The sequence below is a fragment of the Pedococcus sp. 2YAF34 genome (genome assembly GCF_052114585.1).
Lineage (GTDB): Bacteria > Actinomycetota > Actinomycetes > Actinomycetales > Dermatophilaceae > Pedococcus.
The window spans coordinates 81,982-99,317 of sequence record NZ_JBFRFA010000002.1; the positions used below are offsets into that span (position 1 = coordinate 81,982).

At 68.8% G+C, this 17,336-nt stretch carries 19 protein-coding genes; 11 read left to right on the forward strand and 8 right to left on the reverse strand.

From position 1 onward, the window contains the following. Nucleotides 1–13 precede the first annotated feature (13 nt). From AB4Z02_RS01620 to AB4Z02_RS01635, 4 genes are read right to left on the reverse strand one after another with little or no spacing between them, the layout of a single operon-like run. On the reverse strand, nucleotides 14–760 hold the full coding sequence (locus AB4Z02_RS01620) for a glycosyltransferase (RefSeq protein ID WP_441968784.1): 747 nt from the start codon (nucleotides 758–760) through the stop codon (nucleotides 14–16). A gap of 21 nt (nucleotides 761–781) precedes the next feature. After that, entirely contained in the window at nucleotides 782–1,684 is a 903-nt protein-coding gene (locus AB4Z02_RS01625; protein WP_441968786.1) for a DUF5926 family protein, read from the reverse strand. Nucleotides 1,685–1,718: 34 nt separating this feature from the next. Further along, on the reverse strand, nucleotides 1,719–2,189 hold the full coding sequence (locus AB4Z02_RS01630; RefSeq protein ID WP_441968788.1) for an ATP-binding protein: 471 nt from the start codon (nucleotides 2,187–2,189) through the stop codon (nucleotides 1,719–1,721). Nucleotides 2,190–2,232: 43 nt separating this feature from the next. Next, complete coding sequence (locus AB4Z02_RS01635; RefSeq protein ID WP_441968790.1) at nucleotides 2,233–3,069, reverse strand: glycerophosphodiester phosphodiesterase; 837 nt, start codon at nucleotides 3,067–3,069, stop codon at nucleotides 2,233–2,235. Between the two features lie 87 nt (nucleotides 3,070–3,156). Between AB4Z02_RS01635 and AB4Z02_RS01640 the strand changes: the two genes are divergently transcribed. Together AB4Z02_RS01640 and AB4Z02_RS01645 are read left to right on the forward strand one after the other, a co-directional pair. After that, nucleotides 3,157–3,645 carry an RNA polymerase sigma factor gene (locus tag AB4Z02_RS01640; protein WP_441968792.1) on the forward strand — a complete coding sequence of 163 codons (489 nt, stop codon included), beginning with the start codon at nucleotides 3,157–3,159 and terminating at the stop codon, nucleotides 3,643–3,645. Then, nucleotides 3,642–4,265: a methylated-DNA--[protein]-cysteine S-methyltransferase gene (locus AB4Z02_RS01645; RefSeq protein ID WP_441968794.1), complete on the forward strand. Its 624-nt coding sequence runs from the start codon at nucleotides 3,642–3,644 to the stop codon at nucleotides 4,263–4,265. The genes AB4Z02_RS01640 and AB4Z02_RS01645 overlap by 4 nt, the downstream gene beginning before the upstream one ends. 66 nt (nucleotides 4,266–4,331) lie before the next feature. On the opposite strand, the gene AB4Z02_RS01650 is transcribed toward AB4Z02_RS01645, so the two are convergent. Both AB4Z02_RS01650 and AB4Z02_RS01655 read right to left on the reverse strand, forming a co-directional pair. Then, nucleotides 4,332–4,862, reverse strand: coding sequence for a GNAT family N-acetyltransferase (locus AB4Z02_RS01650; protein ID WP_441968796.1), 531 nt, complete (start codon nucleotides 4,860–4,862; stop codon nucleotides 4,332–4,334). A gap of 23 nt (nucleotides 4,863–4,885) precedes the next feature. Further along, nucleotides 4,886–6,097 carry an ATP-binding protein gene (locus AB4Z02_RS01655; protein WP_441968798.1) on the reverse strand — a complete coding sequence of 404 codons (1,212 nt, stop codon included), beginning with the start codon at nucleotides 6,095–6,097 and terminating at the stop codon, nucleotides 4,886–4,888. Nucleotides 6,098–6,363: 266 nt separating this feature from the next. On the opposite strand from AB4Z02_RS01655, the gene AB4Z02_RS01660 reads away from it, so the two are divergent. Continuing rightward, nucleotides 6,364–7,992, forward strand: coding sequence for a M20/M25/M40 family metallo-hydrolase (locus AB4Z02_RS01660; protein ID WP_441968800.1), 1,629 nt, complete (start codon nucleotides 6,364–6,366; stop codon nucleotides 7,990–7,992). Nucleotides 7,993–8,049: 57 nt separating this feature from the next. On the opposite strand, the gene AB4Z02_RS01665 is transcribed toward AB4Z02_RS01660, so the two are convergent. Both AB4Z02_RS01665 and AB4Z02_RS01670 read right to left on the reverse strand, forming a co-directional pair. Then, the gene (locus tag AB4Z02_RS01665; RefSeq protein ID WP_441968802.1) at nucleotides 8,050–8,565 is read right to left on the reverse strand and encodes a DUF3806 domain-containing protein; all 516 of its coding nucleotides are present in this window, start codon (nucleotides 8,563–8,565) and stop codon (nucleotides 8,050–8,052) included. Nucleotides 8,566–8,571: 6 nt separating this feature from the next. Continuing rightward, nucleotides 8,572–8,898 carry a rhodanese-like domain-containing protein gene (locus tag AB4Z02_RS01670; protein ID WP_441968804.1) on the reverse strand — a complete coding sequence of 109 codons (327 nt, stop codon included), beginning with the start codon at nucleotides 8,896–8,898 and terminating at the stop codon, nucleotides 8,572–8,574. A gap of 71 nt (nucleotides 8,899–8,969) precedes the next feature. Here AB4Z02_RS01670 and AB4Z02_RS01675 point away from each other — a divergent pair, with 71 nt between their 5' ends. From AB4Z02_RS01675 to AB4Z02_RS01710, 8 genes are all read left to right on the forward strand, one after another. Next, nucleotides 8,970–9,359, forward strand: a complete 390-nt coding sequence (locus tag AB4Z02_RS01675) for a hypothetical protein (protein ID WP_441968806.1) — start codon at nucleotides 8,970–8,972, stop codon at nucleotides 9,357–9,359. Nucleotides 9,360–9,418: 59 nt separating this feature from the next. Beyond that, on the forward strand, nucleotides 9,419–10,246 hold the full coding sequence (locus AB4Z02_RS01680; protein WP_441968808.1) for an MBL fold metallo-hydrolase: 828 nt from the start codon (nucleotides 9,419–9,421) through the stop codon (nucleotides 10,244–10,246). 253 nt (nucleotides 10,247–10,499) lie between these two features. Further along, nucleotides 10,500–11,987 carry an RNA-directed DNA polymerase gene (locus AB4Z02_RS01685; RefSeq protein WP_441968810.1) on the forward strand — a complete coding sequence of 496 codons (1,488 nt, stop codon included), beginning with the start codon at nucleotides 10,500–10,502 and terminating at the stop codon, nucleotides 11,985–11,987. 80 nt (nucleotides 11,988–12,067) lie between these two features. Beyond that, nucleotides 12,068–12,577, forward strand: a complete 510-nt coding sequence (locus tag AB4Z02_RS01690; protein WP_441968812.1) for a hypothetical protein — start codon at nucleotides 12,068–12,070, stop codon at nucleotides 12,575–12,577. A 235-nt stretch (nucleotides 12,578–12,812) separates the two neighbouring features. Further along, on the forward strand, nucleotides 12,813–13,469 hold the full coding sequence (locus AB4Z02_RS01695) for a hypothetical protein (protein WP_441968814.1): 657 nt from the start codon (nucleotides 12,813–12,815) through the stop codon (nucleotides 13,467–13,469). 423 nt (nucleotides 13,470–13,892) lie between these two features. Then, nucleotides 13,893–15,413 (forward strand): hypothetical protein, encoded by a 1,521-nt coding sequence (locus tag AB4Z02_RS01700; protein WP_441968816.1) that lies wholly within the window; start codon nucleotides 13,893–13,895, stop codon nucleotides 15,411–15,413. Between the two features lie 50 nt (nucleotides 15,414–15,463). Continuing rightward, the gene (locus tag AB4Z02_RS01705; protein ID WP_441968818.1) at nucleotides 15,464–16,666 is read left to right on the forward strand and encodes a hypothetical protein; all 1,203 of its coding nucleotides are present in this window, start codon (nucleotides 15,464–15,466) and stop codon (nucleotides 16,664–16,666) included. Between the two features lie 136 nt (nucleotides 16,667–16,802). Next, nucleotides 16,803–17,327: an orotate phosphoribosyltransferase gene (locus AB4Z02_RS01710; protein WP_441968820.1), complete on the forward strand. Its 525-nt coding sequence runs from the start codon at nucleotides 16,803–16,805 to the stop codon at nucleotides 17,325–17,327. Nucleotides 17,328–17,336: the final 9 nt, after the last annotated feature.

The following is a 17,336-nucleotide window of genomic DNA, read 5'->3' on the forward strand; positions in this document are numbered from 1 at the left end:
GGGTGCAGTCTGGTCAGCGCAGGCCGCGCCGCGCGCGCCGACGCGCCAGGGCGAGGGCCACGTCGCGGTACTGGCGGGCCCGGTGCAGCTGCCCGCGCCAGTCGCTCCCGCTGACCCGGTGGTGCAGGTCGCAGGGCACCTCCTCGACGCGCATCCCGGCGAGCAGCACGTCGACGGTGAGCCCGACCTCGACGCCCCAACCGCGGGCCAGCGGGGTCGCCGCGTCGAACGCCTCGCGCGTGATGCAGCGCATCCCCGACAGCGGCTGCACGGCCTCGAAGCCGGTGAGGTCGGCGATCCCCTTGCGCGCCAGCCGGACCACGAACCCACGTCCGCCGCCGGCCGTCTTCTGCGGCGGCAAGGTGGCGATGGTCATGTCGGCGCGGCCCTCGAGGACGGGCGGCACGAGGCCGGCGACGTTGGCGGCGGAGGCCTCGAGGTCGCCGTCGACGAACAGCAGCGGGCGCGCCGGAAGCGTGGCGTCGGCCCCGCGCTCGACCGCCTCGTGCCGGGCGACGTGCGCCGCACCGGTCGTCATGGCGGCGGCCTTGCCGCGGTTGCGGGCGTGCCGGGCGACCTCGGCGCCGGCCTCCCGCGCCAGCTCGGCGGTGTCGTCGGAGCTGCCGTCGTCCACGACCACGACCAGGTCCACGCCGGGTATGGCGCGCACGGCGGTCACCGTCGCGGCGATCCGCTCCGCCTCGTCCTTGGCCGGGAGCACCGCGGCGACGCCCACGCGGCGCCCGTCCGCGGACGTCATACGAGCTCCGTGGAGGTCATGTCAGCGGAGGGTGACCTGGCGGCTGAGCAGGCCCGACTTCGCGCGCCGCTCGTCGGCGGTGAGCGGCTCGGTCGACTCGACCGCCACGGCGTACCGCGTCATGAAGGAGGCGAGCTCGGACTCGTAGTCGGCCGCGGTCAGCTCCGGGTCGAGGTCCCAGACGGGGACGAGGAGCCCACAGGCGCGGAAGGCGCCGAGGAGGCGCGTCTCGCCGCCGAGGCCGCTCTCGCCGCCGGCGTGCAGCCGCGACAGGGCGTCGGTGGCGACGTCCTCGTCCTCGGGCAGCACGAGGCGGATGTGCGTGCGCTCGCCGATGCGGCACCAGTACGCGGAAGGCGCGGCGTCCATCTTGGTCGTGGGGATGACCGACTCGTTGGCCCGCTCCAGCGACGCCTTGGCGTCGTCGTCGAGCTCGCTGTCGCCGACCCAGAAGTCGAAGCCCTCGTGCACGGTGACCTCGAAGGGCCTCGTCGTGTCGAGCAGGTCCTGCAGCCGCGGCGTCTCGACGGTCGAGGCAGGCGTCGAGGCGATCGGGGTGCCCTGCTCCGCAGAGGCGGCCGCGAGCAGGCTGGTGGCGAGGTCACGCGAGGCGTCGCCCGACACCGAGCCGGACTGGGTGCCGAGGAAGACGGTGCCGTCGGCGCGGTGCAGGCCCGGCCAGGCCATCGGCAGCACGGTCGCCACGGTGACCTCGGTCGGCGAGGACTCGGGAGCCTTGCCGTCGGCGAAGGCGATGGTGGCCGTGGCGGCGGGGAGGATCTCGCGCATCGCGACCCAGTCCGTCTCGTTGGGCAGGCCCTGGAACGGGCGCGCGACGAAGGGAGCCGGCTCGACCCTCGTGCGCCTGGTGTCGGTGGAGCCCTGGTCTGCGCCGGTCCTGCGGCGCCGCGATGCCTTACCCATGGCGCAAACCCTAGTGGGCCCCCGCGGGCGGCAGTCAGTGGCTGCGGCGGCGCGAGGGGCCGCCGAGCGACGCCCACACGGTCGTGCCGTTGCGGTCCTCGGTGACGCCCCACTCGTGGGCGAGCGAGCGGACGATCCGCAGGCCCCGGCCCGAGGGCGCCCAGATGGTGCGGGGGGCGGGCCGGGGGCTGCTCTCGCTGCCGCCGTCGGTGACCTCCACCTCCACCACGCCGGCCTTGACCTTCCAGTGGACCCGCAGGTTGCCGTCGGACAGCGCGCGGGCGTGACGGATCGCGTTGGACACCAGCTCGGACACCACGATCTCGGCCTCGTCGACGACCACCGTCGGCACGTCACGGGACTCGAGGTCCTCGACCAGCGTGCGGCGCACCTTGGAGACGCTGGTGGCGCGCCACGGCACCCGGATGGTGCGGGCGGAGTCACTGCTCCTGCGGGGAGACGACGGCACGGACCGCATGGCGCGGTCGGGTTGTGGTGCTCTCATGCCGTTGCCAGATCCCATCGTCGCGGGAGAATTGGGACGGAGACTACCGAGTCGTGCGCAGGGCGTCGAGGACTGCGCTCGGGTGGTTGCTGATGATGGCGTCGACGCCGAGCTCGAGGCAGAGCTGCACGTCGGCGGGTTCGTCGACCGTCCAGACGTAGACCTCGTGGCCCCGGCGGTGCTGTCGCGCCACGGTCTCCGGCCATCGGCGCACGATCTGGACGTCGAGCCCGACGGTGTGGATGCCGCGCGGCAGCGACCCGTCGCGGAACCGCAGCGGCACCGACTCCTCGATGAGGTAGACGGCCGGAACGTCGGGGCAGAGCTGGCGCATCCGCTGGACGGCGAGCTGGGAGAACGACATCACCCGCACCCAGTGGTGGCCGGGTCGCTGCGGCCCGTCGAGGTCGAAGTCGGCCAGCACCCGGGCGAGCTGCCGCTCGACGAGGCCGGCGTACCGCGTGGGGTGCTTGGTCTCGATGGCGAGCCCGATGGGCCGCTCCGAGGCGGTCACCGTGGTGAGCAGGCTGCGCAGGGTGAGGAGCCGGTTGCGGTCGCGGTCCGGGAGCTCCAGGTCCTCGCCGTGCGCCTGCTTCCACGAGCCCCAGTCCATGCCCTCGAGCTCGGCCAGCTCCAGCGTCGAGACGCTGCCCCGGCCGTTGGAGGTGCGGTTGACGCGGCGGTCGTGGACGCACACGAGGTGGGAGTCGGCGGTGAGCCGGACGTCGCACTCGAGGGCGTCGGCCCCCTCCTCGATGGCCCGGCGGTAGGCCTTGAGGGTGTGCTCGGGCTCCGCGAGGCTGGAGCCGCGGTGGGCGATCACCAGCGGGCCGCGTCGTGGCACGGCACCGGGCCGCACGGAGACGGCTTCGTCAGGCACGGCACCATGGTTCCATATCGGACACCGCCGGCCGCCCGGGGCACCGCGCGGCGCGCCGACTCACACGCAGAGGGGGTGCCGCGTTCGATGGGTGTGCAGCTCCCCGCCTTCCAGCTCCTCGTCGACGCCCACTGGCGCGACGTGGCCCGCCTCGCCCACGCGCTCGCCGGACCGGTCGACGGCGACGACGTCGCGCAACAGGCGTGGACCCAGGCGCTCGCGGCATACCCGTCGCTGCGCTCGACCGCCAACCTGCGCGGCTGGCTGCTCACCATCACCCACCGTTGCGCCATGGACGCCCATCGCGGGCGCGCCCGGCGTGCCGTGCCGCACGACGACCCGGCGGCGCTGGCCACCCGTGAGCCGGCGGTCTCGGGTGCCGATGCCGACCTGCCCGACGCGCCCCTGTGGTCGGCGGTCCACGCCCTGCCCCCGCGACAGCGCGAGGCCGTCGTCCTCAAGTACGTCGTCGACCTCGACCACCCGACCATCGCCGCCGCCCTCGGCTGCTCGCCGACCATGAGCCGGCGCCTGGTGAGCGACGCGCTCGCCACCCTGCGGAAGGACCTGCCATGAGCCGTATGACGCCTGCTCCCGAGGAGCTCGAGACCGCTGCGACGCTCGCGCCGCTGGGCCGGTTCGATCCGCGCGGGATCCAGCCACCCACCCTCGAGCCCTCGGACGTCAGCTACGTCATCGAAGACACCGCGGTGGGCCGGATGCTGTTGGCCCGCAATGCCGCTGGTGCACTGGTTGCCTCGACGTTCGTCCCCTCCCCCGACGTCGAGGCGACCGTCCTGACGCGCCTCAGCCTCAAGGTCTCACCGCGGATCCTGCGCCAGCCACGCGAGCTCGACGAGGCGCGGCGCCAGCTCGAGGAGTTCCTCGCCGGGCGCCTGCACGCCTTCACGCTGCCCACCGACCTCGCCCTCGCCTCCGACTTCCAGCGGGTCGTGCTGCCACGCCTCGCCTCCGCGGTCACGTACGGCCACCGGGCGACGTACGGCGAGCTGGCGCGGCTCGTGGAGCGCCCCTCGGCTGCCCGCGCGGTGGGCGCGGCGCTGGGCGCGAACCCGCTCTGCGTCGTGCTGCCGTGCCACCGGGTCGTCGCCTCGAACGGCGCGCTGACCGGGTACGCCGGCGGGCTGGAGGCCAAGCGCTTCCTGCTCGACCTCGAGGCCCGCGAGGTCGGCTAGGCCTGAGGGCGGGGCGGCTCGTGCTGCGTGGGGCGATGACCGTGGCCCACGCGGCGATGCCCCAGGTCAGAGCCGCCGGGTCGTGAACAGCGTCGTGCCGTGGACCGGGTCCACTTCGATCCGACCGGACTCGACGAAGCCGAGCTTGGCCAGCACCCGGCGCGACGCGATGTTCCAGTCCCAGACCGTTGCCCACAGCCGCTGGTGCCCGGACGACCTGGCCCAGTCGATCACCGCCTCGGACGCCTCGGTGGCATAGCCCTGCCCCCAGGCGCGGCGGAGCAGCTCGAACGCCAGCTCGGGCTCGCCGTCGGCGCCGCGTCCGCTGTCGACGAGTCCGCAGCAGCCGATGACGTCGCCCTCGACCCTGCGCTCGACGGCCAGCAGGCCGGTCGACGACGGCGGCGGCGCGGTGCGGATCGACTCCTCGAGCTCCTGAACCGTTGGGTGGCCCGCGCGGTCGATGCGGCGGTGCGGGGGCACGCGGTCGTCGCGCTCGCTCCACAGCTGGTGCTGGACGACCCCCTCACCCGGCCGCCAAGACCGCAGCACGAGGCGCTCGGACTCGAGGACGAGCCCGTCCCCCGGACCCGTCACGCGCGCCATACGGTTGGTGGGCCTCAGCCGGTGGCGCGCAGGTAGCGGCCGAAGTGCGGCACGGTGAACGCGATCCGGCCGCGCTCGCCCGAGTAGATGAGGCCCTTCTTGAGCAGGGCGTCGCGGGCGGGTGACAGCGACTGCGGCTTGCGGTCGAGCAGCGTGGCGACGGCCGAGGTCGGCACCGACTCGGTCTCGTCGACCTCCTCGCCCGACTCGACCATGGCGACCGCGGCGTCCGCCATGGCGCGCAGGTACTCGCGCTCGGCCGGCGTCGCCCGCTCGAACCTGGAGCCGAAGAACCCGACGGCAAGCTCCGCCTCCGCCTCCGGGGCGGCGACCTTGACGTCGTCCTCGGTGATGGGCGTGCGCGGGGCCACGTCCCAGGCGACCTTGCCGTACGCCTGGACGAAGTACGGGTACCCGGCCGTGGCTGCATACATCGCCGCGAGCGCCTCGGGCGTGAACTCCGCGCCCTCGTCCTGCGCCGGAGCGACCAGGGCCAGGTCGGCGGCGGTGCGGTCGAGGCGGTCGATGCGCTGGTAGCGGAAGAGCCGCTCGGAGTATGACTTCGACGCCGAGAGCACTGCTGGCAGGTGCGGCAGGCCGGCGCCGACGACGATGACGGGCAGGCCGGACTGCGAGATCTCGTGGCAGGCGGCGCAGACCGCGGAGACGTCCTCGGGCGAGAGGTCCTGCATCTCGTCGACGAAGACGGCGACGCCCTTGCCGACGTCGGCGGCCAGCCCACCCACGTCGGTGAGCAGCTCGACGAGGTCGATCTCGATGTCGCCGGAGTCGGCGCGACCGGTGACCGCGGGGGCGTCGATGCCGGGGTTCCACTTCTCGCGCAGCTTGGCGCCGGGGGCGGCGTCGCGCTGGGCGAACGCCTTGATGACGCCGAGCACGTGGTCGACGTCGTCGCCCTGCGGGTGGCCGAGCTCGCGGACCGCGACGTGCAGCGCCGCGGAGAGCGGGCGGCGCAGGCCTTGGTCGGGGCGGGCCTCGAGCTTGCCGGTCCCCCAGTGGGCGCGGACCGCCGCAGATCGCAGGGCGTTGAGCAGCACCGTCTTCCCCACGCCGCGCAGCCCCGTCAGGACGATGGACCGCTCGGGGCGGCCGCGAGCGATGCGCTCCAGCACGATGTCGAACGCCTGGAGCTGCTCGTCGCGCCCCGCGAGCTCGGGCGGTCGCTGGCCGGCGCCGGGGGCGTAGGGGTTACGGATCGGGTCCACGATCGCAGGGTATGGGTCCGTCTAGCGATATCCCGAGAGGTGCGGATACGCGTACATCGTGTCGCCCTCGATGCACTCGTATGGCGCTTTCTACGGCCTACGCCATACATCAGTAGAGGACGGCATCGACGTCGAGTCCGTGCCGCTCGTCCCCGCGCTTCCACCGCTGGGCGACGGCGAGGAGGTCCGGCAGGACATTCACGACATACCGGACGAAGGTGGGGAGGGTCCACGCATCACACCGTCGTGAATCGAGGAACCCCCCCATGACCCCACCGACCCCTGCGTCCACCCCTTCGCCTGACCCCTCGCCCACCGCCGACCCCTCGTCCACCCCCGTGCCCACCGGGCTCGACCGCCGCGCCTTCGTCACACGGGTGGGTGGCGTCGCCGCCCTCACCGCCGCCGGCGTCGGCAGCGCCAGCTTCCTGCGCGGCAGCACGCCGGCGAGCGCCGCTCCCGGGTCAGCGCCGGCGGGGGCGCCCGCATCTGCCCGAGCCGCCGCTGCCGCCGGCGGCGACCCGTTGGGGATGCTGCAGAAGATGATCTCCTTCGACACGCAGAACTTCGGCAAGGGCGGCAAGACCCGTGCCCACGCCGAGTGGCTCAAGGGCGTCTGGGACGCCGCCGGCGTGCCGGCCGAGATCATCCCGACCCCGCAGCCCTACAACGTCCACCTGATCGCCCGCATCAAGGGCACGTCGTCGACCGCCAAGCCGCTGCTGCTGCTCGGGCACTCCGACGTCGTCCCGGTGGAGCAGGAGAACTGGAGCGTCGACCCGTTCGCCGGGACGGTGAAGCAGGGCGAGGTCTACGGTCGCGGCGCCCTGGACATGAAGGGCGCCAACGCGGCGTCGATCAGCGCGCTGCTGCGCCACGTCGGCGAGGGCGCGACGTTCGACCGCGACATCATCGTGCTCACCGACTGCGACGAGGAGGCCGGCGAGTACGGCTCGGGCTGGCTCGCGAAGAACCACTGGGACAAGCTCGACGCCGGCATGGTGCTGACCGAGGGCGGCTGGTTCATCGCCCAGTCCGACAAGACCACGCCGATGCTGATCAGCGTCACCCGCCAGGACAAGGTGTACTTCAACCTCGACCTCTACGCCGACGGCACCGCGACGCACTCCTCCAAGCCGATCCCCGACTCCGCGATCGTCAGCCTGTCGCGAGCCGTCGCCGACATCGGCGACCACCTCGCCCCCGTGCACCTCACCCCGGTGACGCGCGAGTACTTCGCCGCCCTCGCGGAGGCGACGGACGACCGCAGGTTCGCCCGCGCCATACGGCTCATGCTCAAGGCACCGAGCCAGGCGTCGCGCGAACGGGCGGCGGCGCTCGTCGTGAAGCTGTCGGACTACCCGTACCTGCACAGCGCGCTGCTGCGGACGACGTCGGCGTACGTCATCGAGGACGCGGGCTACAAGGAGAACGTCATCCCGTCGGAGGCGCACGTGCGCGTCAACTGCCGCGGGATCCCCGGCGGGCAGAAGCCGCGCGATTTCATCGCCGACCTCCGGCGCCGGCTCAGGGGCCGCGACATCGAGGTGAAGGTCGCTGCGCCGGAAGGGGTCTCGGAGGCCGACTACCTCGACACCCTCGACAAGACCTGGGCCGGCAAGCCCGCCGACCTCGACACCCCGCTCTACAAGGCGATCCAGCAGTCGTCGGTGCAGACCTACCCGGGCGCGCGGTTCACGCCTGCACTGTTCGAGGCGGGGACCAGCCTGGGGCCGTGGCGAGCGAAGGGGATCCCGGGCTACGGCGTCTACCCGTACGTCATCAGCAACGAGCAGCTGATCGGCATGCACGGCAACGACGAGCGCATCTTCGTCGAGGCGCTGGAGAAGGGGACGGAGTTCATGTACCGCGTGTTCTCGCGGTTCCGGTCCTGACGCGCGCTCCGTGTGGCGCCGCGCCCGTCGCCGTCAGCGGCGGGTGCGGCGTCGCTGTCAGCGGCGGGTGCGGCGGCGCTCGATGTGGCCGATCACCGGGGTGACCCAGCCGGTCTCGCCGCGCATCCAGCGGCCTGCCACGAGGTTGTGCGGCACCACGACGAACGAGCCCTTGAAACCCTCGGTGAGCGACAGGTCGGTCCCGAAGACGTCGGTCACCACCTGCCAGTCGAGGTCGGTGTGCCGGTCGAGGTAGGTGCCGACGCCGATGGCGTAACGCTCGACGATGGCCGCATGGTCGGGGCGCGTCTCCTCGTCACCCTCGGCCCAGGCGGCGTAGGCGGCGTCGAGTCCCTTGCCGAGCGAGTCGAGGTCGTCGACATCCACGCCCTCGGACTGCAGCGCCTCGAGCGCGGCGTCGATCCGGGCCCGCTCGTCGTCACCGAGGGGCTTGACAACCGGCCGGAGCGACTCGCCTTCACCCAGCAGCTGGTCACCCGCCGTGGAGAGCTCGAGCTCCTCGACGGACTCCGGCTCCGCGGACTCGTCCTTGCGGCGACCGAACCAGGCCATCGCCGGCTACTTCACCGACGGGTTGGCCGAGTCGGCGGCCAGCGGCTTGCCGGCGGCGTGCCAGGCCTTCATGCCGCCGTCGAGGTTGGCGACGTCGAAGCCCTGCTGCGACAGCCAGGCGACCGCGCGGGACGACCTGCCACCGCCACGGCACGTGATGGCCAGCGTCGCGGCGTCGGTGTCGGGCAGCTCGTGGAGGCGCGAGGGGAGGTCGCCGAGCGGGATGTGCACGGCACCCGGCGCGTGGCCGGCGTCCCACTCGTCCTGCTCACGGACGTCGAGGAGGACGGCGTGGTCGGCGACGTCGGACACGGACACCTGGGGGATGTTCATGCCGGCCATCCTGCCACCGGGCCGAGGCGCTCGCCGAGGCACGGTGCGCGGCTCGCGGTTAGGGTCGATCCATGACTGAACAGGTGCCCGTCGGCCACACGCCCGAGCGTGGACTCACCATCACCCTGAATACGCCGTTCGTGGAGTCGCTCAGTCCCGAGCAGCTCGACCACTACGTGCGGACCGTCGTGGAGCTGCACGGCGGCGTCGGCGACGCGCGCCTCGACGACCTGGCCTCGACGCTGCGTCGACGGCTCGAGGACGGTGACGTGCGGCTGCCCGACACCTCGTACGACCGGCTGGCCCAGCAGCTCGCAGAGACCAACGGCGCCCCGCTGTCGATCATCACCGACCGCGACGAGCTCCTGTATGGCGACCCGGCCGCGAAGGCGGCCAACCACATGCCGCAGTCCCCCGGGACCGCAGACCCCGAGCACCCGGACCGCCCCACCTACTCGTAGACGTCGCCGGCTCGGAGATGCTGTCCTTCGCCGCTTGGGTTGCCGGCCAGTCGGAACCGTTGGGCGTCAGCTGGATCCACGGCTCGAAGTCGTCAAAGCACAACACCGACCCCGACATCCAGGTGCGCTGGCACGGCGAGCACACGGTGATCCTGCGGCAGAACAAGGCGGTCAACTACGAGGCGCCGTTCATGTTCCTGCTGTTCGGCGGCAGCCGCACGCTCCTGGTGGACACCGGAGCCACCGCTGCGCCCGAGCTCCTCCCATTGCGCCGGACCGTCGACGAACTGGTGGCCGAGTGGCTAGGACGCCACCCGCGGGACGACTACGAGCTGGTCGTCCTGCACAGCCATTCGCACCACGACCACGTCGCCGCTGACGGGCAGTTCGCGGACCGGCCCAGGACCACGGTCGTCGATGCCACGGTGGAGGGGGTCTACTCCTTCCTGGGTCTGAGGACGGACGACTTGGACCGACCGGCCGCGCTGGATCTCGGCGGCCGGGTGGTGGACTGCATCGCGAGCCCCGGCCACGACGCGGCGGCGGTCTCGTTCTACGACGCACACACCGGGTTCCTGCTGACCGGCGACACGGTCTACCCGGGGCGGCTCTATGTCGAGGACTGGCCAGCGTTCCGCGCGACGATCGACCGGCTCGTGGCGTTTGCGGAGGCGCACCCGGTGAGCCACGTGCTTGGCTGCCACATCGAGATGACCACGACGCCTGGCGTCGACTACCCGATCCGCACGACGTTCCAGCCTGACGAGCCGCCGCTCGAGATGAGCGTTGAGCAGCTGCGTGACGTCCAGCGAGCGGTCGGGGAGATCGGCGACCACCCCGGCCGCCACGTCTACCCCGACTTCGTCATCCACCACGACGGCAACTGACCCGCCCCATCCCGCCCACTATGGGCGTCCGCCTCCGCCCACTATGGCGCCAGTTGGAGCCGGTGTGCCGCCGCGGAGACGCAACTCGTCTAACCCAGAACCGGGAACTAATCCCAAGTCGATGGGAGAGCGTTCACCGGCGTGCATACCTAGTCCGACGGGAACTCGCAGGGACCCGGCGTTGCCTACTTCCCTGATCTGACCCGGCGGCTCAATCCACCCATGCGGGCGCGCTGGCGTGCGATAGTGCGGTGTGCGCGAGGTCAACACAACTCTGCTTAAGAAGCTCGACTTGGCTGGGGCAGCAAGTGCCGAAGCCACCACGTGGCGCAACCTGCTGCCGCCTGAGCCGTGGGTCGAGACCCTGACACTGTCGCCGGGCCATTTTGCTCAATGGGTGTCTGCGCGTCTTGAAGCGGGGCATCGCAACGCCCCGGGGTGGCCCGTAGATGTCAGAAAGGCGCATCAGGCGTTCCGTCCAGTGCCCGTGGTTGGCGTAGCCGAGCGAATTGCATTCCGTGCCCTTACGGATTGGGTTCTGCAAGATGTCGAACTCTCGGAGCGCAGCCAGGATGACTACAAGGCGTTCATCGCTGCGCCTATCCGACACGGGCTTGCTGGAACCGGCATTCGACGGCTCTCGCAGGCCACGGTTGAGTACGTCGTACAAGCCGACATCAGCTCGTTCTACCAGTATGTCGATCATGGAGTGCTGCTGACGGAATTGGAGAATCGAACGGGAAAGGTGGAGGCTTCAAGGCTGCTTGTTGAGCTGCTGGGTGAGCTGCAGGGAGCAACTTTTGGCCTGCCGCAACTTCTTGATGCATCAGATAAGCTCTCGGAGCTCTACATCGAAGCGTTGCAGCGCAATGCCACCCGACGCATAGGCGACGTCTGGCGATTCAACGACGACTTCCGACTTGCAGTAAATGGGTATGGAAACGCGCAGCAAGCACTTGAGGAACTGAGCGCCGCGGCACGTCCCCTAGGCTTGGTTCTGAACGACAGAAAGTCCAGCATCGTCAAGTTCAGCACCTATTTCTTCCGCCATATCACCGGGGCTACCGATGATCCTGATGTGGAAGTAAACCCGGCCGAGATTGAACTCGTAGAGGATGAGGCGTACCCCGACACAGAGGGAACAGGGCTGGAGGAGGCCAAGGAAACGTTAGCGCGGATCAGTGCCGGGCCGCCAAGCGGCATCGATCTCAGCAGCGCGGCGCCTGAGGATGTTAAGGATCTCCGCAAATGCTTCAATACGCTCGCGCGGGAAGCTTCACCACTGGGGCTCGAGCACGTAACGCGGGTGTTCCGCTACGTGCCTCAGTTAACTCCCAGATTGGGTGACTATCTCGTGGCCCTGTCAGAGGCCGGACACAACGTGCGAGACGTGTGGACGGAAGTTTCCCAACACACCGACGCTATGAACGCATGGCAACGAGCGTGGGTGACAAACGTAGCTCGGAGACTCAACTTCCTGGATGAGTCCGCGCTCGGGTGGATTCGTCAGCAATTCGACTGGGCGCCTGTGGGACTCCTCAACGCCGAGTGTGCCTTGGCCCTTGCGATGGGCGGGGAGATCGCTTTCGCGCCACTGGATGAGGCCCTACGGACACAACCCGAGGCTTTGGCGCCGTGGTATGCCGTCGCCATGAATTACGTAGACATGACTACGGAGCAGCGGAAGGCCGTCCGGGGCAGTTCACGCCTTTTTGAACTACTCGTCTCATCGGGTCAATGAGCCCCCGTTTAGCCCTTACGGAGGCAGCGATCGCCCTCGTTCGCCATGCATTGACTGACATTCCTGTTGCTGGGGCACACATGAAGCCTGTGGGTCGAATCCTGACCAATGCCATGGGAGCGTCAACGGATCCCACGGTGTGGCTTCGTGAGACGGCGGTGCTCCGTCTCGTCGCCGTCGTCGAGGCATATGTGGATGCCGTATCAATGCATCGGATGACGAAAGTGCTGGACGCGCGCCCAACCCTGGTTGCTTTGATGCTGAGGGACTTCGAACTGACGTCAAGTGGCACTTGGCAAGCCCGGCACGATGCCTACGATGACTATCACCACTTTTCGCTCCGGAGCCGCAACGGTTGGGGAACCGTCACCGCGGGCATCGATGTCCGCAACTGTCTCGCGCACGGCTTGGGCACATTGACAGCCAAGCAGAGGGGGCAGACGAAGCTTCCAAGCATCGTCAAGGTGCTTGACGTTTCGATTGGCGGCAATCGAATGCATCTCAGCGCGACGACGGTGCCGAGGCTAGCCGCGGGGTGCGAGCAGTTCGTCAGGCATGTGGACCAATCCCTAGATCTGGCAGCTCCCTAAGGGTCTGTTCCCAGCGCGCGCAGGACCGCGGCCGAAGACTGACAAATCGGCTGAAGTCCGATGAGCGTCATGATGCTGCGCCTGCGGCACACCGCCGCGATCAGGTCGCAGTCGGTTCGCGTCGGCAGCGAAGAAATAAGAGACGCGAGGGACATCCATCCGCTAATTGCACCCCAGATCCCAGCCGGAGGTAGCGTGCCGGGAGCAGTATCAAGAATATGAAGGGGGCAGGTGGGTGGTCGGAACGGCTGAGGAGTCCAGCTGGCCGCCGGAGCTCGACGACCTCTTCGCGCGGGAGCGCCTCGAGCGTGCCGTCAAGGAAGCCACACTGTTCCTACGGCAAGCCAGCCGGTCGGCGGCTGTGCCTTCCGGGCCCGCGATGCGTGACTACGCCGAACACGTCGGTTACGTGATCATGCAGGCCGCAGACGCAGACCTTCGGTTCGCTGCGCTGGCCGCGCTGCTTCACCACAACGAAGATGGCTACCCCGCGAAGATGCTTGCGCTGTCGGGTCGCCGACTTGCCGACGCCTTGATGACGAGTCGCGTGCCACTCCCCGATGACTTCGACAGTCTTGTGACTCGTTATGAGGCGGCGTACCGTCGCCGCAACCAAATCGTCCACGCAATTCGGCCCCATGGAGATCGCGACGCCGATGCCGAGCGATTCGAGATGACTGTGCGGCCGACACCAACACAGCCCCAGGAACGGGTTCGCACGATGAGCGTTGCCAGTTCGATTGAGACGATCACGGTTGAGGAGCTCATCGAGTTTGAGTTCGAGCTCCAACTGCTCAGCAATGCCGCCTCACAGTGGTTCCAGGCCCTCACCGAAGCAGGTCTTGGGGAGTCTTCCGATCCGGGCCTCGGAACCCGCGGCGACGCACACTAGGGCACCGCAACCGCGATAACCGACGAGCCACCTCGGCTGCCCCACCTAGACGACGTACCAAACGAGCAAGAAGGCGGGCGGGATGCCGCCGTGAAGCCTCGAGCGACCATCGCCAGGCCGAACGCACGAATGAAGATGCATCCCGCGAGGACGGTCTGGGGCCTATCGAATAGCCAGCGCGGTTTCACGGCGGTGATGCTCGCACATCGGTGGTGGTGAGGGCCCGCTCTGGACGGTGTGAACGCGGGTGCGTCTGACCCCCGTCTGACGACCACGTTGGCGGCAGCGTAGCGCCGCCACGTTTGCCGAGAAGCGGCTTAAAACGACGTGTCGCTCTCCTGGATTTCGGGACAAACTGGCACGTCAGAGAGTTCCGGACGGTAGCGTGCGGGGCAATCACAAGCAGGGACTGAAGGGGTAGGGGTGGCAGAACAGGCATGGCATGAGGCGCGCCTCATTCCGACCTCGGGCATCAACGGCGCGGAAGAGCAGGAGCGACGAGCGACATCAGCGCTGTTGGCAGTCCTGGGCGCAGTGCGAGAGTACGGATCAGACCTGCTCAAGCCCTTGGGTGCACCTTCCGGTCGCATCGAGTGCTTCATCGAGGTGCCCTTCGTGCTCGGTGAAAGGAAGCTGTTCCCGGATGGTCTGATTCGGGTCTCCCGTGGAGCTCGGTCGTGGGTGGCTCTGGTCGAGGTGAAGACGGGCAGCAACGAACTCGCCGCTGAGCAGCTTGAGAACTACCTCGACGTCGCGCGCGAGCAGGGCTTTGAGGCTGTCATCACGATCAGCAACGAAATCCCGGCCGTTGCTGGTCAGCACCCCACCAAGATCGACAAGCGCAAGCTGAAGAAAGTGGCCCTGCACCACCTGTCGTGGTCGCAGGTACTCGCGGAGGCCGTGATGCAGAAGGAGTTTCGCGGCGTCGCGGACCCGGACCAGGCATGGATCCTAGGTGAGCTGATCAGGTACCTCGAGCACGAGCGCTCCGGGGCCATGGACATGGGCGACATGGGAGAAGCGTGGACCTCGGTCCGGGATTCGGTTGCTTCCGGCACCCTGCGCCCCACCGATAAGGGAATCGCCAGTGTGGTGGCACGTTTCGACGCTCTGCTGCGGTTCACCAGCCTCTCGCTGGGTAAACGTCTGGGCGCCGAGGTGGTGCCAGTTCTGTCGCGTAAAGAACAGGCTGACCCGACGTTGCGGGCGACGGCGCTGACGCAGCAGCTCTGCTCAGCGGGACAGTTGTCTGGTGCCATCCGGATCCCTGACACCGTGGGCCACCTGGTGGTGACAGCCGACCTGCGTGCCGGCCACGTGACATGCCATGTCGACATCGACGCACCACGAGAGGGGCGGCCGACCACCCGGGTGAACTGGCTCGTCCGGCAGCTGAAGAACGCGCCCGAGTCCGCTCGAGTGGAGTGCTTCACCGCACACTCGCGCGGCTCGAGTGCAGCAGAGCTACTGCGTACGGTCCGCGAGAACCCGGCCTCCCTGCTGACAGACCCGACCAAGGAGGTACGCACGTTCAGGGTCGCCACGTCCATGACACTTGGCTCGAAGCGGGGGCGCGGCCGCGGGGCGTTCATCGACTCCGTCCTGGCAGCTGTGAACGGCTTCTATGCGGAGGTCCTGGGTGACCTGAAGGCTTGGTCGGCCGCACCGCCGAAGCTGCGCGAGCCCGCGCCGGTAGAGACTGGAGGCGGCGAACCAACCAGGCCGGCGAGCCTCGTATCGACGGACTACTCCTCCCAAGACGGGCCGACCGACGAGGGCCCAGGGTCGGCCACGCCGGAGGGGACTGGACCGGATGCTGTCAGCGACGTCGTGGCGCGGTCGACGGCGCATTCGTCGAGCACGGACGATTCGCAGTACTCCTCTGCCTCTCCGACCGCGGACACCTCAGAGTCAGAGGCCCGGGTCGAAAGGCTCGACGCATGAATATAAACAGCCCGTCCCCCACGCCGCCAGCGCATTCAGACTTCGAGGGCGTGGCCATCGAAGTCGAGTTGGCCAGCGAGCAAGCTGCGCGCGAGATCGACAAGGCCGTCACAGGCCGCCGGAGCATTGCCCGCAGGTACGTCCGCTGGGTCCGTCGCCGCGATCCTGAGGCGACCCCCGCCGAGGTCATCGCCATGCTCGAGCGCCACTACGTCACGGCGATCAGTGTCGCCGGCGCAGCTATCACTGCTGGGATTGTCGCGGCCGAGGTCGGCGTCTCCCTCATGCCCGGGGCAGCCGGCGCCAAGGCGGGGGCGAAGAGCGGCGGCAAGGTGGCGGCGAAGGCCGCAGCGAAGTTGACCGTAAAGGCGGCGGGGCAAAAGGCGGCAGCGGGCGCGGTGAAGGTCGGCGCCCAAAAGGCTGTTGAGTTGCTGCCGGCCGGAGACGAGCAGCTTCAGTTCGAGATCACCGCACTGTTTGCCCTGGCCCTAGCCGACATTCATGGACTCGAACTGGACCACCAGCAGGCCCGAGCCCTGGTGTTCGGGTTGTCGAACGCGCAGATCGAGCAGGGGCAGATCGCCACTATGGCAACACAACTCGCCGAGACGTCCGAGGCGTCAAAGGCCGGCGGAGGACCGTTGAAACCTCATGGACACAAGGATTGGTCCAACTGGGCGAACACGCTGGCAGACTCACTGCCGGGCGGAGCAGCGCAAAGCCTCGTGCGCGGCGTCCAGACTGGGGTACTCGAGGACGTACGCGCCGGACTGGATGAGAAACAGCAGGCAGCGGTTGACTACGGCGCCAGCGCCCTGGTCAACGGAGCAACGAAGTTCGTGTTCGGACGGCGGGTCGTCGAGGCATCGAAAACAGCCTTCGCAGAGGCGCCGGAGTCGTTCCCGCAGTACTTGGATGTTCCCCCGAAGGCTGAGAAGATCGACGATGACCAGCCCAACCGCGCTTTAGAGGCCTTGGAGGATGCTGCCAATGCCGTCGGCACACGCGTAAGCGCGGGCGCCACGGCAGTGGGAAACGGTGTCACCACCGCCGCCGGCGCCGTCTCGCGTCCATTCCGTCGTGTCGACCGGGACGGCGACGGCGTGCCCGATGAAGCTCAGGCGCTAACTGCTGCTAAGGGCGTGGGAATCAAGTTGTCTGCGTCGTTCAGGTCGAAGCGCAATGGAAATGGTGGAACTGAAACTGCAGAGCAGCCGGTAGACACCGGTCCGGCCGACCCGAACGCGGACTAACAGCTCCGATCCGAAGCCGTCGTCCATGCCCACTTACGGCTTCAGCTGGGCCACATGACGCGCTCGGGGGTGCGTCATTTCGCCGCCTATCGCAGACCCGCCAGGCTGAGATGCTGGCTTCATGGATCATTCTGAATTGGCGTTGTTGATCGACCGGACGTGTCGACTGACTGGGGCGTTCACGTTGCGGTCGGGACAGATTGCTGGAGAGTACTTCGACAAGTACCTGTTCGAGTCTCAGCCACAGATCCTTCGCGCCGTGGCACAGGAGATGGTGCCGCTGGTGCCCCCAAGTACCCAAGTACTTGGCGGGCTCGAACTTGGGGGCATTCCCCTAGCGACGATGGTCAGCTCGATCACTGGGCTCCCGGTGGTGTTCGTTCGGAAGAAGGCCAAGGAGTACGGCACACGTCGGCTCGCTGAGGGTCTTGATGTGGTCGGTACCTCCGTGACACTCATTGAGGACGTGCTTACTACCGGGGGCGCCGTCAGGGAGGCCACTGGAGCGTTACGTGCTCTTGGGGCGACTGTGGCAATGGCGATATGCGCGATCGATAGGAGTGGCCTGCCAGGTGGGCCCCTCAAAGATGTCGAGGTTGAGACGCGCTCGGTGCTCGCCAAGGCCGACCTCGACCACGCCCGAGGCGGTGCCGGCGGGTAGCCACTGAGG

Coding starts and splice junctions, on each gene's coding strand:
- AB4Z02_RS01665 (WP_441968802.1), bottom strand. CDS start 8,565: ATGGCCTGGTTCGGTCGCCGCAAGGACGAGTCCGCGGAGCCGGAGTCC.
- AB4Z02_RS01660 (WP_441968800.1), top strand. CDS start 6,364: ATGACCCCACCGACCCCTGCGTCCACCCCTTCGCCTGACCCCTCGCCC.
- AB4Z02_RS01630 (WP_441968788.1), bottom strand. CDS start 2,189: ATGAGAGCACCACAACCCGACCGCGCCATGCGGTCCGTGCCGTCGTCT.
- AB4Z02_RS01645 (WP_441968794.1), top strand. CDS start 3,642: ATGAGCCGTATGACGCCTGCTCCCGAGGAGCTCGAGACCGCTGCGACG.
- AB4Z02_RS01675 (WP_441968806.1), top strand. CDS start 8,970: ATGACTGAACAGGTGCCCGTCGGCCACACGCCCGAGCGTGGACTCACC.
- AB4Z02_RS01620 (WP_441968784.1), bottom strand. CDS start 760: ATGACGTCCGCGGACGGGCGCCGCGTGGGCGTCGCCGCGGTGCTCCCG.
- AB4Z02_RS01690 (WP_441968812.1), top strand. CDS start 12,068: ATGAAGCCTGTGGGTCGAATCCTGACCAATGCCATGGGAGCGTCAACG.
- AB4Z02_RS01640 (WP_441968792.1), top strand. CDS start 3,157: ATGGGTGTGCAGCTCCCCGCCTTCCAGCTCCTCGTCGACGCCCACTGG.
- AB4Z02_RS01670 (WP_441968804.1), bottom strand. CDS start 8,898: ATGAACATCCCCCAGGTGTCCGTGTCCGACGTCGCCGACCACGCCGTC.
- AB4Z02_RS01625 (WP_441968786.1), bottom strand. CDS start 1,684: ATGGGTAAGGCATCGCGGCGCCGCAGGACCGGCGCAGACCAGGGCTCC.